The sequence below is a fragment of the Mariniradius saccharolyticus AK6 genome (genome assembly GCF_000330725.2).
In the GTDB taxonomy this organism is placed as follows: domain Bacteria; phylum Bacteroidota; class Bacteroidia; order Cytophagales; family Cyclobacteriaceae; genus Mariniradius; species Mariniradius saccharolyticus.
Genome location: NZ_AMZY02000007.1, coordinates 149,798 through 165,789, shown reverse-complemented (window position 1 = coordinate 165,789; position 15,992 = coordinate 149,798). Strand labels below are relative to the sequence as shown.

The 15,992-nt window shown below is 47.4% G+C and carries 9 protein-coding genes; 4 read left to right on the top strand and 5 right to left on the bottom strand.

All coding sequences use genetic code 11. The features are described 5' to 3' along the window. Nucleotides 1-44: 44 nt before the first annotated feature. Complete coding sequence (locus C943_RS06105; protein ID WP_040479278.1) at nucleotides 45-464, bottom strand: rhodanese-like domain-containing protein; 420 nt, start codon at nucleotides 462-464, stop codon at nucleotides 45-47. A gap of 172 nt (nucleotides 465-636) precedes the next feature. On the opposite strand from C943_RS06105, the gene C943_RS06100 reads away from it, so the two are divergent. Continuing rightward, the gene (locus C943_RS06100; RefSeq protein WP_157198453.1) at nucleotides 637-2,007 is read left to right on the top strand and encodes a transglutaminase-like domain-containing protein; all 1,371 of its coding nucleotides are present in this window, start codon (nucleotides 637-639) and stop codon (nucleotides 2,005-2,007) included. A 48-nt stretch (nucleotides 2,008-2,055) separates the two neighbouring features. Here C943_RS06100 and C943_RS06095 read toward each other — a convergent pair whose 3' ends face one another. The 4 genes from C943_RS06095 to C943_RS06080 form a co-directional block, all read right to left on the bottom strand. After that, nucleotides 2,056-2,280, bottom strand: coding sequence for a hypothetical protein (locus C943_RS06095; RefSeq protein WP_008625406.1), 225 nt, complete (start codon nucleotides 2,278-2,280; stop codon nucleotides 2,056-2,058). Nucleotides 2,281-2,353: 73 nt separating this feature from the next. Further along, nucleotides 2,354-3,217, bottom strand: coding sequence for a phytanoyl-CoA dioxygenase family protein (locus tag C943_RS06090; protein ID WP_008625405.1), 864 nt, complete (start codon nucleotides 3,215-3,217; stop codon nucleotides 2,354-2,356). A 102-nt stretch (nucleotides 3,218-3,319) separates the two neighbouring features. Continuing rightward, nucleotides 3,320-4,555, bottom strand: a complete 1,236-nt coding sequence (locus C943_RS06085; RefSeq protein ID WP_008625401.1) for a M48 family metallopeptidase — start codon at nucleotides 4,553-4,555, stop codon at nucleotides 3,320-3,322. Between the two features lie 2 nt (nucleotides 4,556-4,557). Continuing rightward, on the bottom strand, nucleotides 4,558-5,604 hold the full coding sequence (locus tag C943_RS06080) for a PorP/SprF family type IX secretion system membrane protein (RefSeq protein ID WP_008625399.1): 1,047 nt from the start codon (nucleotides 5,602-5,604) through the stop codon (nucleotides 4,558-4,560). 151 nt (nucleotides 5,605-5,755) lie between these two features. On the opposite strand from C943_RS06080, the gene C943_RS06075 reads away from it, so the two are divergent. The 3 genes from C943_RS06075 to C943_RS06065 all read left to right on the top strand — a co-directional run bounded on the left by C943_RS06075 (nucleotide 5,756) and on the right by C943_RS06065 (nucleotide 15,708). Beyond that, nucleotides 5,756-11,182, top strand: a complete 5,427-nt coding sequence (locus tag C943_RS06075; RefSeq protein WP_008625398.1) for a T9SS type B sorting domain-containing protein — start codon at nucleotides 5,756-5,758, stop codon at nucleotides 11,180-11,182. Between the two features lie 3 nt (nucleotides 11,183-11,185). Further along, nucleotides 11,186-11,935 carry a peroxide stress protein YaaA gene (yaaA, locus tag C943_RS06070; protein ID WP_040479274.1) on the top strand — a complete coding sequence of 250 codons (750 nt, stop codon included), beginning with the start codon at nucleotides 11,186-11,188 and terminating at the stop codon, nucleotides 11,933-11,935. 302 nt (nucleotides 11,936-12,237) lie between these two features. Next, nucleotides 12,238-15,708 carry a T9SS type B sorting domain-containing protein gene (locus C943_RS06065; RefSeq protein ID WP_008625395.1) on the top strand — a complete coding sequence of 1,157 codons (3,471 nt, stop codon included), beginning with the start codon at nucleotides 12,238-12,240 and terminating at the stop codon, nucleotides 15,706-15,708. Nucleotides 15,709-15,992: the final 284 nt, after the last annotated feature.

Sequence of the window (15,992 nt, the reverse complement as noted above, 5' to 3'; positions counted from 1 at the left end):
GAAACCTTCAAAATTTTGCTCTAAAGCGAGACTGATCGGTGAATCTACCTCACCACCTCAAATCCGTTTCTCTGCCAAGCCACGATGCCGCCGTCGAGGTTATAGACTTTTGCGAAGCCTTGTTTGGAAAGGATGTCGGCAGCTTGTTGGCTGCGGGCACCCACGGTACAATACACCAAAATCTCCCGGTCCTTGGGCAGTTGCTGGACCTTGGCCATAAAGTCCGAACCATAAATGTCAATGTTGACCGCATTGGGGAGATGCCCTTCCGCAACTTCCGCAGCCGTTCGCACATCCAAAACCAAGGCATTGGGCGATTCGGTCAATTTCTTGAACTGAGCGGCATCTACTTGCTCGATGCTTCCCGTGGCTTGAGTCGTTTGGGTACTGCCGCTCTCGGAGGGACTCTTGCCACAGGCACTCAGGAGGCTCAGGGCAACTAGAAATGTCACAAATGTTTTCATGGTGTGGGGGAAAATGGATTTGGGGCAAAGGTCGCGATTTTACTTTTTTGAATTGGTGATTTTTGATACCGAAGTAGGCGGATGTTTGCGCCGAGAGTTGTCGACAATGCCATGGACGGTGATACGGTTTGTGAAATATCGCTTAAATTCGAAGCTTCCGAACCTACACATCATGAAATCATTGCCCAATAGATCACTAGCGCTGTGGATTCCGGCATTCTGCTTTTTTGTAGTCTTGCAAGTCCTCATCGCCTGCGGACAAAAGCCTGCCCAAGAGATCGTCCAAACAGAAAGCAAGCCAGAGAGAGTCTCTATTGCGGAGATTGAGGAAGGCATTAAGGCTTATATTGAGCGGGAAAAGGAGGCAAACGGAGGCTATTTTCTAGTCAATGACGAGAAGAGGCAGCTTCGTCTCAAGTTGGTGAGGGTACACACGGAGTACCTTTCCAACCTCGGACCGAGCAAGCACTTTGCCTGCGTGGATTTGGCGGATGAAAAGGGGGACGTCTATGATGTTGATTTTTTTATGGAAGGGGAACCGGGGGCAATGCAGGTCACGGAGACTTCGCTCCACAAGCTCAACGGAAAGCCATTCTATTCCTGGAAGCAAATGGTCGACAAGACTTGGCGCCGGGTACCCGTGGAGACTTCCACATCTGACTTGCTGGGAGTCAGGGAAGGTTCCGACAACTTTACATTTTTCTACACCGCCAAAATCCCAAAATTGACCAAACCAGCAAAGGCTTGGATTCCCATCGCCCAATCGGACGATTTTCAGGATGTGCAACTTGTCTCGATGAAAGTGCCCGGCAAAAAGCAGATAATAGAGGAAAAACAAAACGGTAACTCCATCCTTTTTTTGGAATTGTCGCCCGCGGATAGCGACAAGGAACTCGAAATCACCTATCAGGTGCAAAGAGTCGAAAAGGCCCCCTATGAGGCCGAATTGCCGGCTACCCATCCTTACCTCGAGCCAAACCTGTTGATGCCGATTGGCGGGAGGTTTGAGGAAATCGCCAAGGAAGCGATCAAGGGAAAAGAAAACGATGGGCACTTGGTGCATGCGCGGGCCTTGTATGATTACATCATCGACAACATGCGCTACATGAAGTTTGGGAAGTACGGACGTGGGGATTCCAACTATGCCTGCGATTCCAAGACCGGAAATTGCACCGAGTTCCATTCCTTTTTCATCTCTCTCGCGAGGTCCATCGGTATTCCTGCAAGATTTGCAATTGGCGCTTCGATCCCATCCGACCGCAACGAGGGGGGAATAGACGGATACCATTGTTGGGCGGAATTCTACGCCGAGGGCAAGTGGTGGCCTGTCGATATCAGCGAGGGCAACAAGTACACGGCGCTTGCCACCTATTATTTTGGAAGGCACCCGGCCAACAGGATCGAACTCAGCAGGGGAAGGGATTTGGAGGTTCAGCCTTTGCCTGCATCCGGACCGATCAACTTTTTGGCTTACCCCTTGGTGGAAATGGACGGAGAACAGATTTTCCCCCTGACGACATTCAGTTTTGAGCGAAAAAATTAATGGCGGCAACGGTTGGACCGTGCCGCCATTTGAAAGGGTCAAATGATCTTAACCGTTTGCTTCTTTCGCAGTAGTGTCTGCTGCAGGATGCTCGCCACCTTCGGTTGGGTGTTCTCCACCTTCAGTAGGGTGCTCTGCTTCAGCAGGAGCATCAGTACTTTCAGTCTGCTCAGTAGCTTCTTCTTTTTTGCCACCGCAAGATGTCAGGGAAACGGATACTAGGAAAAAGCAAGCCATAGCTGCTGCTCCGAATAATTTCATTTTTTTCAACATGATTTTGAATGTTTTGGTTGAATAAGGTTGGTAAATCACATCGAAGGTACGGAAATTTCTTTCGCAATGTCAATCAGTTGAGCAAAGGAAAGAACTGCCCTTCCATTTTATGCCCTTTTGGTATCACAGGGACGCCTTTCAGAAGTTCATCGTCGGAATTGGAAATCGTGCCATCGGCAAACACGTTGAGCACAAAGGCCCTACGGCTTCTTGGCGAGCGGTTTTCATAGCTTCCATGGACGAGTAGTGGATGATGGAAAGTGCCATATCCAGCTTTCAACTCGATCGCGACGGGTTTAAAAGCCGCCTTTTGTTCCTCGGTCAAAAACTCCATCAACCCGTCCATTTGGCCTGCAAGGGCAGGTTTTTCCAAAAGTCCCCATCTGTGGCTTCCCGGCACGTAGTACAGACAGCCGTTTTCGGTCGTGGCATAGTCCAATCCGCACCAGCAGGTAAGGTGCTGCATTTTGATTGTCCGAGTCCAATAGGAATAGTCTTGATGCCAAGCCACCACACCGCCGTGATGGGCAGGTTTGCAGAAAAGCTGGTCGTGCCAGAAACGTACCTTTCGATCGCCCAGCAACTGAGATGCTGCCATGACAAATGCGGGATTCCAGATCACATCGTGGAATGCCTTCGAAATCCGCCAATGTCCCAGGGAGTGGAAAAGCACCGTATTGGGATCCGCAGATTCGTTGCTGTGGAACTCATGGAACAGGTGGTGAAGCGGATGCTTGGGATCTGCTACCTCGTCCAGTTCCTTTTTAAGGACTTCAATCTGACCTTCGTTGAGTAGCTTGATCCCACTCAAGTAGCCGAATTCTTCAAAGAAGTCCAGTTGTTCCTGGCTGAGGCGGTAGGGTTCCCAGTCTTTTGCCGTCTTTGGAAAAGGGAACAAATCGGTTATGGGTTGGTGAAAATGAGAGAGGTCCTGCATGGTTGGAGGGATTTTGGGTTAATCTCCACCAATTTAATCCGAAAAATGAATTTGGGAAATGATTATTTATTTAGGCATAAAGTCCAAATCAAAGATATCCCATCAAGATGCCTCCAACCTTTCCAATCGCTGTAAAAGCGGGGGATGCGAATAGTGCACGAATACATACAAAGGATGCGGATTGATATTGCTCAGGGTATTGACCGAGAGGGTTTTCAAAGCTTCGGCAAGTGGGATGCCGTCAAAAGTCGTCTTGGCATAGGCATCCGCCTCAAATTCGTTTTTCCGACTGATCATGTTCATACCGATGCCCAACACCGTGGAAATAGGCGAAAACAATATGGTAAAGCCAATGATGTTGAGGTGGATTGCCATGTGGCTGCCACCAAGAGCGAGGCTCATGTTTTCGCTGAAAATAAACTCCGAAAGAATGAAAAGCAGTAGGCCGACTTGCGCCACGGAAAGGAGCATCCCGGAAAGAATGTGCTTTTTCTTGTAATGGCCGATTTCATGAGCCAAAACCGCAACTAGTTCCTGTGGTGTATGCTGCTCGATCAGGGTATCGAATAGCACGACTTTCTTTCTTTTACCAAAGCCTGAGAAGAAGGCATTGGCCTTGGAAGAGCGCTTGCTGCCGTCGAGTACGAAGATATTTTCCAGCGGGAAATCCACCGATTTGGCATAGCGGATGATCATTTCCTTCAATTCCCCGTTTTCGAGTGGGGTCAGTTTATTGAAGATCGGCAGGATCCAAGAGGTGTAGAAAAGGTTGACCAAAACCATGAAAATGGCTGAAATCAGCCAAAACTGCCACCAGAAATCCTTCCCGATCTGATGGATCAGAAACAGTAGGAGGGCCAGCAATCCACCTCCGACAATGATGGACAGCACGTAGCCTTTGATTTTATCAAGGAAATAAGTTTTTCGGGTGGTTTTGTTGAATCCGTATTTTTCCTCTATCACGAAGGTTTGGTAGTAGTCAAACGGGATCGACAGTATATCGCTCCCGATGAAGACGATTCCAAAAAAGAAGATGGAAAGCAACATTGGATTCTCGATGTATTGTGATAGCCAAAGGTCCAAAACCCCAAACGCACCGGAGAAGATTAGCAGAAAAGTGAGAAAGAAAGCGACTGCACCGGTCACCAAGCCGAATCGGTAATTGATCCATTGGTATTCTTTGGCTTTTTCAAGTTTTTCGGGATTGACGTACTCTTCCAAAGTTTTCGGCACGCGGGGAACCGGGCGCTTGATATTGAGGTAATCCAATACCTTATCAGCAAAAAATCCCAGGCTTAAAATGCCCAGGATCAGGTATTTGATTTCCAATGGCTGCATGTTTAGAATTTGGGACAGGGTAGGATTGTCTCTCTTTTGTTGGTTTTTGACCTGTTTTTATCTGCAAGTAGAAACGCAATGCTGACCTCATGGGCGCCGCCCGATTGGATACCAAGTTGGGAAACGGTATAGTCAAAGCTGTAGCCCATGCTCATGCCAGTCGGAAGGTTCAAGCCAATCATCATGACGATGGCGTCCCGGTTGTTTTGGTTTTCCACAGGTCTGTATGGCACTCCCCGATACCAAAGGCCAAAATTGATCGGCTCTAGGTGAATATACGCGCCCAAGTCCAACTGTTCGAATGGCCCCTGGCGCTTGTAATTCAGGGTTGGCAAAAGGTATCTATCTTTTCTGTAATGGGTAAAATCCCTCCGATAAGTGCCAGTCCCCAATGAAATCCTATAACCAGTATGGATGGAGTATTTTGCAGGCAATGGGCTCACCCCTTCCAAAAACGATTGGTTGGGTTCATTGACATGGTGAGCAGAGATGCCAAACCAAAACTTGTCTGTAAAGAATAAGCCCCCGAATGAAAGAGAAAGAAGGTTTACCGGATCTCCGGAGCCGTCGAGTCCATTGCTCGGAAGTAGGGGCCCGAATGGATCGCCCGGATTGATTTGGTTCGCAAAAACCAGGTTTTCATAATAGCCGATATCGCGCCGCATGTAGGCGGCTTGGAAACCAGGGCGGAAATAGGCGTTGTCACTGATGCGAAGTTCGTAGGAATATTGCCCCGCGAAGGTGAAAGACCTCAGTTTGGCACCGCCCTCGACATCGTTCATCACGTAGAAGCCGAGGCCGGAATTGTAATTATCTAAGTAGGTATCGAAGTATGCCGAAAATGTCGTAAACTGCGCTTCTAAGCCAGGCCATTGGTTTCGATAGTTGGCGCCGATACGCGGCAACAATTCGGATCCGGCAAATGCAGGGTTTAGGTACAGAGGCGCTGCGTAATACTGGCTAAACTGTGGATCCTGCGCCAAAGCTTTCCCTGAGCCCAACAGGATAAGGCCCATAAAAAAAAGACGGTAGAAAAAAGACCTTCGCAAGTTGTTATTCGTTATGTTAGTGTTCAAACCCACCATAGCAACGTTGAATGCGTTTGGTTGTTTTAGTCGCAAGGTGTAAATTATGAAAAGCCCTATTATTTCCATAAAAATTATCTTTTTTTTTGTTGGAGTAACGCTTCTGAACTTTTGGATGAATCCGACAATTGTTTTTGGTCAAGGATTCAACAACAATGAATGGGTGTTTGGTGACTGTGGCACCGGTCAAAACAATTATTTATCTTTTGGTAAAGGGGGTGATCCGATTGTAAGGACTTTACCGTCAGGGGTGATAGTTGGACAAAATAACAACGCTGTCGCCATTGATCCAATATCTGGCAACATTATTTTTTATTCAAACGGTGTCTTGGTCTACGATGCCAATAACCAAATCCTAGAAGGAGTCGCTCCCGGGATCAACGGTGATATCAATGGTCAACAGCAGGTGGGTATTGGGATTTTGTCATATGAACCTCAGGGAGATAGGTTATATTATATATTTTATGTCAGTCCCGCGGGCGACCTACAATATGCCCTGATCGACATGAATGCACCGGGTCAGGCCGTTGGTAATGAGCCGCCCTTGGGTGAAATCATTGAGAAAGACCAGGTGGTCGTCGGCGCGGTCAATGGTCCAATCCTCGTTGTCAAAACCCCTCAATCCCCTTCTTATCTTATCAGCATCGAAGGAGGTTCGATAGTTTCCAGAAGGATCGGAGCCAATCCAGGGGAATTTACTCTCATTTCAAATGCAGCGGTTCCATTCACACCAAAGTTTATGGTGTTTGATGAGGCATCCCAAAGAGTCATTCTGATCCCTGATGATCCCAACCAAAACATTGTTGTCTTGGGTTTTGACACGGCAAGCGGGACTTTCGGAAGTCAGGAGCCTATTTCCCAGTCTTCAAACGGTCAGGCATACGGCGGAGCGAGCTTTTCCCCAGATGGGGCATTTATTTACTTCTCAAGGGGTAACCAGCTTTTCAGAATTCCATCAAACAATTTGACCGCATCTCCGGAGGCGATTCCGTTGGATAATCCAGTTCATGCAATTTACGATGTGAAAGTCGGGCCGGACGGGCGGCTCTATTATATCTATGAGGAAGTGCTTGGCGGCCCACAGTTGATCGGGCGGGTCAATAATCCGAATGAGCCGGTTTTGGATGACTTGGTGTTGGCTGAGGATCCCTTTAATGGCACTGATTTCTGTGGACGTATTTTCCCCAAGTTTGCACCAAACGCCACCATATCGCCCACGGTTGACTTTACTTGGGAGCCTGACCAACCCTGTAGCAACAATCCTGTGCAGTTGACCAGTCTCATTACACCAGAGAACTATAGACCGGTTAGCTTTGAGTGGACATTCAATCCTCCCTTGGTGGATGAGGACGGGCAGCCGGTGGACATTGATTTCACCCAAGAGCATTTGTTGATTCCGGAAGATGCGACTGCCAATCAAAGTATTGACGTTACCTTGACTGTGACTTTTGCTGATGGTTCGACCCAAACGGTCAACAAGACCATTTCTTTGTTGGAAAATGATCTTCAGGTGCAATTTAGCTCGCAAGACACCACAGTCTGCGAAGGAGCCTGCGTGGACATTGGCTCGATGCTCGAAGTGCAGCAGGGCGGTGGGCAAGGAGGGGGCCAAGGTGGCGGCCAAGGCAATTACGAGTATTTCTGGTCCAATATCCGCGAGTGGCGTTCCAGCAAAGACAACTGCGTGGATTTGCCGGGCTTGTATTGGGTTTTGGTCAGGGAACCGGGTTCATCCTGCTATGCCTACGGAAGCGTAAGGGTGCGGATTTGGGATCTTTTGGATCAAAGTAACAACGTTTGGTACTTTGGCGATGGAGCAGGACTTGACTTCAATCCCGATCCGAACAATCCAAATGCGCCTTTGCCGAGACCGGTAGGACACAACCAGAATATTCCCGCAGGGACCACCACCATTTCGGATGGAACGGGACAAGTCTTGTTTTTCACGGATGGAGAAACAGTTTGGGACCTCAACGGCAACATCATGGAAAACGGTGATTCCATCGGGGGAAGCAACCTTTCCTCGCAAAGTGTCATAGCTGTCCCGGTCCCCACGGATGAGACCATTTTCTATCTTTTTACGACCCAACTGGCCCAAGATGGCAGTAATCAAGTCAAGTTCTCCGTGGTCGATATCAAAGCCGAAAACCAAAATGGGGTAGGCAACGTGGTCTCCAAGGATAATTTCCTATTCAGTCCTTCGACAGAGCATTCAGCCGCCTTGGCGGCAGGGGATACGACTTGGGTACTTTTCCATGAGTTGGGCAACAATACATTCCGCGCCTATCCCGTCTCGATCCATGGAATAGGACAACCTGTGCTTTCCTCGGTTGGATCTTCCCATGGATTCAACAGTGGCGTCGGAAGCATGAAATTCAGTCCAGATGGCACCAAGGTGGCCGTGACGATTTCGGACGGTGCATGTAGCCGCTTGGAGATATTTGATTTCGACCAAAACACGGGCGAAATGACCGAATATGCCCTATTGGATTTGGGTTGCAACAATGATCAAGTATATGGTTTGGAATTTTCAAACGACGGCAGCCGCGTCTATGTATCCTATCGGGGAGGCAACGGGAAAATCGACGAGTTTTTGATCCAGGCCCCTGAACAGACGGGAAATAACCCAATTCCTTGTGCAACTTGCTTCAGCAGCGCCACCACAAGGCCACAGCGTGAGGCATGTATTTTGAATTCCCCGGTTAGAAATACCCTGACAACTTCTGGACCTTTTGGTGCTTTGCAGATCGGTCCAGACGGTCAGATTTACGTTGCCCGACCAGGCCAAAATGTATTGGGAACGATCAATGCGGGACAAGACTGCAACCGAAGCGCCTACAATGAAAACGGTACATCGACTTTACTTGGTACCTCCAATCTTGGATTGCCTTCTTTTGTGCAACAGTCAGGCAGCAGTATTCCGGAACCGGCGCTGGCTGGGACTCCCTTCCTATGCATCGATCCGCAAAACGGAGCCTTGGGAGAGTTCGAAGGGGGCGGAGAGCCGGACATTGACAGCTATTTCTGGACAATTGTCCATGAGGACGGTACTTCAATTCTCAATAATTATGGAGGACCGGGCGAAAATTTCCAAGTTTTGGAACAGCCATTTACCAGGCCGGGTACCTACACGGTAAGTCTTCGGGTAGACAGGTGCGGCGATCCTGATTTCTATGAAGCATCTTTGGAGGTAGAAGTGATAGCTCCTCCTACGTTGACATTGCCAGGCGAAGCGACGCTATGTTCAGGAAACCCTGTTTCTTTGACCGCTATAGACGGATATGATCCTGCCGATGGATTGTATGATTTTGAGTGGAGAAATGCCCAAGGGACGCTTTTTGGCGACAGCAATTCCAACACGATTTTCGTAAATGAGGAAAGCATTTTTACCGTCACTGTGTCGCACAGAAGACCTGATGATATTCCTGCCGAATTCTTCAATCCTTGTCCCGCCACTGCATCGGTATTTGTAGGCCCTCCGTTTGATTTTGACCTTACCCAAACTGCTGACCAAGTTTGCTTTGATGAGAGTTTGGTGGTGTTTGCGCCCAATACCCCAATAGTTGGCGAATGGTTTTACCAGGTTCAAGGGACCAACAACCGGGTTTCTCTTGGTGACTTCTTTGAATTGGAATTGGTGGCAAATACCCTACCCGGACCTGGAATCTACGATATCATTTTTGTGGCCGAAGATCCGATTGTCCCAGGTTGCTTGGTTGAGAAGGTGGTGGAATTGATCGTTTGGCCGCTTCCAGCCGTGGAGGCGGTCGTTTTGACCGATGCAGATGCTTGTGGCCAGCCTACGGGAAGTTTTGAGATTACCGCGTTAACTGCGGCTGATGAGATCATCGTAGTTGAAACTGGTCAACGATTCACCAATGTAAATGCTGGAGACGTCCTACCAATTGTCTCCAATTTGGAGCCGGGAGTGTACACCGTCAGGGCTACAAATGATACAGGCTGCGAGTTTTCGCTTCCAGTTCAAATCAGAAATCTGAATCCGCCTACAGGGATTGAAGACTTCATCGTACAAGCAAGCCCAGAGGTCTGCGGCCCGGTTGGTGTGGAAAACGGGGAATTGTTGGTGGTTTTCCCTGCGGGACCACAGACCGGTACCTATAGGGCAATTCGTGTAGAAAATGGGTTGGAGACTACCGGAGCCTTCACGAACGAAGATTCGGTCAGGATTTCGGTGGAGGCAGGAACCTATACGATCGAAATTATCGATCAATTCAATTGCTCGGTTCCTGATCCAGGTCAATACATTGTGGATGAAAGGGAACAGGCGGAATTTTCAATTCCAAATGATTTGTCTATTTGTCAGGAGTTTACCTTTACCCCGGTTTCGCAACAAAATCTTGTCTATACCCTAGTAGGGCCCAACAATCAACCTATCACTCCAAATCAAGATGGCTCTTACACGATTTCCGTAACCGGCCAATACACGATGACGGGCACAGATCCGAATGGGCTTCTTTGTCCTGCGCAAAGGCAAATCACGATCCTCAACAATATTTTCGTCGATTTTGCTGTGAGCTTTGCCCAGGTGGATTGTGCGCTCGGACAGTATTTTGACGCGATTTTAAACAATACAAATCCTGGGAACGTCAATTTCTTCTGGAGAAATGAAGCTGGAGATATCGTTGGACGTGATCAGCGGTTTTTCCCTCCGGCTCCGGGCACCTATTCATTGGAAGTCCAGCCTAGGTCGGGTGCGCTTTGCCCGCCGAGAATCATCACATTTACCGCACCACCTTACGCTTTGAGTGTGGATGCCGCATTGGAAGTGATTCCATTCTGCGTGGAAGATGCCTTTACAGTGGTTTCGCTGGAGGCTGACCAGACTTTTGTGGAGCGGATCGACTGGTTATTTGTGGTGAACAACAATCCTGTAGCGCTGCCGCAATATGAGAATTTGACTTCGATCAACGTTTCGGACGAAGGAATCTATCAAGTTGTTCTGACAAGCGTTGATGGATGCGAGTTGGCAAGGGAGCAAATCCAAGTAATCCGATCGACCATCGTGCCTCCGGTGATTGACCCGGTGTACATAATATGTGCGGTAGAGGGAGTGACTGCGACGATTACCCCTGGAACTTATTCAACTTACAGATGGCTACTGAACGGCGTCGAAATAAGTACAGCACCTGAGTTGACCCCGACAGAAGCAGGAAGTTACCTATTGACGGTCGGTGACGATTTGGGGTGTTCCTATACGGTTTCGTTTACTGTCAATGAAGACTGTGCACTGCGGGTGATCTTCCCTGATGCCATGACGCCGAGCAATCCAAGCAAACGCTTTGAAGTGTACACTAATGATTTTGTCTCTGACCTTGAGGTATTTATATTCAATCGGTGGGGAGAATTGATTTTTTATTGCCAACAGTCGAACATCAACGGCGAGATCAATGTTTGCCAATGGGACGGGACTGTCGATGGCAAATACGTACCCATTGGAGTTTATCCAGTGGTTGTCAAGTACAGGAGCCAAAGGCAAAACGTCACCAATTCAATAACCAAATCCATTATCGTCATCGAGTAAAACATGCTTACCCTTATTTCACCCGCCAAGACGCTTGACTGGTCTGATCCGTCTATTGAATTCCATACATTGCCGGATTTCCAAAAGGAAACATTCGAATTGGTCTCCGTGATGAAGAAGAAGTCCGTGGACGATATCAAGGAATTGATGGATATTTCGGATAATCTAGCAGTATTGAATAAAAGGCGGTATCTGGATTTCCAGAAGAGCTTTGACTTCAGCACATCGAAGCAGGCCTTGTTGGCATTCCATGGGGATGTGTATACCCAAATCGAAGTGCAGTCCTATTCAAAGGATGATTTTGAATTTGCCCAAGCCCATTTGAGGATACTGTCCGGACTGTATGGCCTGCTTCGTCCGATGGACCTGATCCAACCTTATCGATTGGAAATGGGCGTGCGGCTCGAAAACAAAAAGGGGAAGAATCTGTATGAGTTTTGGGGTTCTCGAATTGCGAAAGCCATCAATCAAGCAGCCGATAAGCAGCCAATTGTCAATCTTGCATCCCAAGAGTATTTCAAGGCAGTTGATACCAAAAAGTTGAAATCTTCGGTAGTGACACCGATTTTTCTAGAATACCGAAATGGGAAATACGAGACGATTGGACTTTTTGCCAAAAAAGCGAGAGGCATGATGGTCAACCATATCATCAAAAACCGTATTGAGGACCCTGAGCAACTGAAGGCTTTCCAAGAGGCGAACTATGAGTTTGCTGGAGAAGGTGCAGAAGGCATTTGGAGATTTGTGAGGTGATCATGCTGTTACAATTCCTTGGCTTTTGACTTTTACGGATTGTGTCCTTTTCAATTTTTCGCCGACTGATACGCTGATTGGCATTCGCCAAATAGTCGGATTGGGATAATCACATCTTTTTGAAGAAAGCTTGGTGGTTATTTTTTTGATGAAATACATTTGTTATGATATTTTTTGCGTAAATATTTATTATAAATTTTTTAAAACATAAAAAATGTATTTTAAATACATTAAAAATTTGTTCAAATATTTTTTTATACTAGCTTTGAGCCAAGAACCAGCGTCTAAAGGTCCTATCTCGCATGTATCAGAAGGTTTTGTTTTTTCGTTTTATTGCGTTGTACGCATTCCTTTTTGTCCGATTTGCTTCGGCCAATGCACCAGCGTTTGCACCAAATCTGAACGATAGTGACACGATCGATCCCACAGAGATGCTTCAATGGGGTATTGCTGGACCGGATGAACTTTGTCTTTATTATGGCAGTGTTATCGGGGATTTTTTTGGTGGAGGAGATATGACAGACGTCTTTCGCTGGAAGGTACTGAAAGAAGACGGAACGGTTTTGGTAGACAGGGAAGGTGGTTTCCAGACTTTCAGCCATACTTTTTCCGAAATCGGGGTCTACACCATTGAATTGGAAGTGAGACGGGGGGTTGATCCTGTCTTTTCGGATAAAAAGACAGTTAAGATAAATCCTGGGGCTGATTTGGTAATCCAAAACAGCTATCTGCTCTGTGAAGCGGGTACAGCAACACTAAGTTTGGTCGATCCGAGTTCCGCACAAAAGGACAAACTTAAGATCCAATGGCAGGATCAAAGTGGAAAAACTATCGGAAATTCCAATGAAATCACAGTTTCGAAAGAAGGTAGATACACCGTGATTTTTGCCTTGCTTGATGAATTTGGCAACGAGACTTGCCCCTTTAGCATCAATACTTTTGTTTACATCCCCAAAGATTTTAAGGTAAGTATCAACACGCAAAATGTTTGTGAGGGACAAGCGCAAATTCGCCTCAATGCGGGTTCGGGTGTTTTTGGTACTTGGTATGCTCAACTGGAAGGGTCCGAGGATAAGCGTCTAATCGGGGAAGGTAGTAGGATCGACTTTTTGAGCAATTCAATGGGCGGACCTGGAAGTTACAAGATCATTTTTGAAGTCGACAATTCCGAGAAGCGCTATTGCAAGCTTTCAGAATCCGTGGCCTTGAATGTGTTCGAGACTGGCGATGTTGCCATGCGTTTGGAAAAGCCTGCGGATGCCTGTGATGCTAGAAATGGGGAGTTGGTTTTGGAGGCATTGACTGACTTGACTTTGCTGCGCCTGAGAAGGGACAACACGGAGATCGCGCGATTTGAAAATGTCAAAAAAGGGGAGACTTTCAAGGTTTCGGGCTTGGCGCCGGGTTTGTACAGGGCATCAGGAAGCCTCGGTTCCTGCGGAAGAACCCGTGTCCTTGTCGTTCCCCTGCAAAATCCGCCGGCTGAAATGCAGTTCCAAGTCGCCGAAGTGGTTGACGAAACCTGTAATGAAAGTGGCAAGGTGGACGGAAAGATCAGAATTCGCATGACGCAGGGCGGATTCAAAGGTTCTTTCAGGCTACTCAGCTCTACGGGCACTGTGATCCGTTCGGGCCAGCTTGACAATACCCAGGATTTCGAAATCAATGCACCCGCTGGAACTTACTTTCTCGAAATAGCGAATCCAACCGGCTGCGTTTTTCCGGCGGCCAATCGGATAGTCATTCGGACCAAGGGCCAGGTCAATTTCTCCGTGCCAGACCGTTTCACCGTTTGCAGCTACTACGATTTTGTTCCCAACACCAGCCAAAACCTTTTTTTCCGCTTGACTTATCCCGACAACCAGGTAGTGACCAAGTCGAAAGGGGAATCCTTCCGGCTCGATCAGGAAGGAGAATACACCATCCTTGGTTTGGACGAAAACACCGTAGATGGATTGTGTCCTCGGGAATTGAGCTTTTTTGTGCGATTGACCAATCCCATTGAATATGAGCCAGAGTTGGTGTCTACGGATTGTTTTGGTAACAAACAATACCGAGTCAATCTCTTTGGTGCGGACCCCAGCAAGGTCAATATCCGCTGGTTCAATGAGAAAAACGAGGTCGTGGGCACGGAGCAGTTTCTATTCCCGACTTCTTTTGGAGAATTCAAACTCGATGTTCAGCCAAAGGACTCTGAGGTTTGTCCAGTGCCACCCAAGCCATTTATGATTGAAAGGTCCGTTTTGGAGGTCGCTGCGGAATTGAAATCAGGGGTACTGTGTCCAGGCACCCAGACAACGCTCGAGCTTACGACGGATTTTGACATTGTGAAAAAGATCGTCTGGTTGTACATCGACCAAAGCGGGCGTCAGGAATCGCTTGAGAATTACCTCGATTTGCGGGAAATCAGCGTCAGCAAGCCTGGAACCTATGAGGCAGTCATGTACAATGAACAGGGTTGTGAAGTTGGGCGGGAATTTTTGACTGTATCGACAAGCCAAGATTTGGCTGATTTTGAGATTCCGGAATCCATGGTGATTTGCGATTTCTTTGAAATTGAGCCGATTTCCAGTCTTCCGATCCGATTTGAAGTGAAAGATCCAGATGGCGGGTTGTTGTTGATGGATCTAGGTCAAAGGCTCAGAATAGAAAAGCCTGGAACCTATACATTGACCGCAAGCAGTGCTGACCCAGACCGTTTTCTTTGCCCCTTGACAAAAGAGATTGTTGTTTCAAGATTTGAGCCCTTCCCATTTGATCCGATCGTTGTCGAACAGAAATGTGACGGCAAGATCACCTATGGGGCAGACCTTTTTGGAAAGGATCCGGCAACAGTTGATTTCTACTGGTACAATGAAAAAGGCGAACTCGTCGGCAGGGGGGCAACAGTCACTCCGGAGAGTTTTGGAATATTCGGTTTGGAAGTGAGGCCTTTGGGCAGTCTGGCCTGCCCGCTGCCCAACGCCAAGGAATTTGAAGTTTTCGAGCCGGTTACCTCACTCGATGTCAGGCTGGATGCCACACCACTGTGTCCGAATGGGGACTTTGTCACGGTAACGATTGCGACAGAGGCCGAACTTGTTGGAAGCATTGTTTGGTTTTTCGAGGATTTTGCGGGCAATCGTTCAGAATTGGCTGCCTTCAAAAATCAATTTGAAATCGAGACGTCAAAAGAAGGCACTTATGAGGCACAGGTCTTCAACAAACTCGGATGCTTGGTGGGTTCCGATTTGTTAATGGTCATGCGCAGTACCGACGAGGTGAGGCCGGAAGTTGAACCTGTTTATAACATTTGTGTCAAATTTGGTGAAACGACTGAAATCAACCCCGGCAGTTTCCAGGCCTATCAGTGGATTCTGGGGGACCGAGTGGTAAGCGAGGAAGCGGTGTTTTCACCTCGGGAGCTTGGGGTTTATACCATCAGGGTGACCTCATGGGAAGGCTGTGTTTTCGAAAAGGAATTCAGGGTGGTAGAGGATTGCGAAATGAAAGTCACGCATACGACGGGTATGAGGCTCGGTGATTCCCAAAGGACATTCAGGATTTATCAAAATCCCTTGGTGGACAAACTGGAAGTTTGGATTTACAATAATTGGGGGCAGCTCGTATTTTTCGGAACGAATGTAGATGCCAAACAAAACGTGATCGAATGGTCCGGGATCTTCAATGGCGCTTATGTCCAACCCGGATCATATGCAGTAAAAATTAGGTACAAAAATAATGTCGAAGACGACGAAAAATCGATTTGGTCTTCGCTGACGGTGTTGGAATGATGCCTGAGAGTTTGAAACGGGATACTTGGAGTTGAAAGATAGGATTTTGTTATTGGTCTATTTATTAAACTAATTCACTAAAATTAATCGCAAAATCCTGTTTTTCAGTATATTAATTGTCTTGGTTTAGTCGAAAAATTTTTCACTTTTTAGGATTGCTGGTATCTTTTTTGTTTGTTTATTTGGGTTGAAAGTAGTAGCTATCTCGCAAAACTGTCACCCCTTTTGTTACCATGTCGGTTTTTAACAAGTACCTTTTGAAGGTCTTTTTTCTGTTTTTCGTT

What these genes read in the sequence shown, in the direction of transcription:
- C943_RS06075 (WP_008625398.1), top strand. Translation starts at nt 5,756, where the DNA reads ATGAATCCGACAATTGTTTTTGGTCAAGGATTCAACAACAATGAATGG.
- C943_RS06065 (WP_008625395.1), top strand. Translation starts at nt 12,238, where the DNA reads ATGTATCAGAAGGTTTTGTTTTTTCGTTTTATTGCGTTGTACGCATTC.
- C943_RS06100 (WP_157198453.1), top strand. Translation starts at nt 637, where the DNA reads ATGAAATCATTGCCCAATAGATCACTAGCGCTGTGGATTCCGGCATTC.
- C943_RS06085 (WP_008625401.1), bottom strand. Translation starts at nt 4,555, where the DNA reads ATGCAGCCATTGGAAATCAAATACCTGATCCTGGGCATTTTAAGCCTG.
- yaaA (WP_040479274.1), top strand. Translation starts at nt 11,186, where the DNA reads ATGCTTACCCTTATTTCACCCGCCAAGACGCTTGACTGGTCTGATCCG.
- C943_RS06090 (WP_008625405.1), bottom strand. Translation starts at nt 3,217, where the DNA reads ATGCAGGACCTCTCTCATTTTCACCAACCCATAACCGATTTGTTCCCT.
- C943_RS06095 (WP_008625406.1), bottom strand. Translation starts at nt 2,280, where the DNA reads ATGTTGAAAAAAATGAAATTATTCGGAGCAGCAGCTATGGCTTGCTTT.
- C943_RS06105 (WP_040479278.1), bottom strand. Translation starts at nt 464, where the DNA reads ATGAAAACATTTGTGACATTTCTAGTTGCCCTGAGCCTCCTGAGTGCC.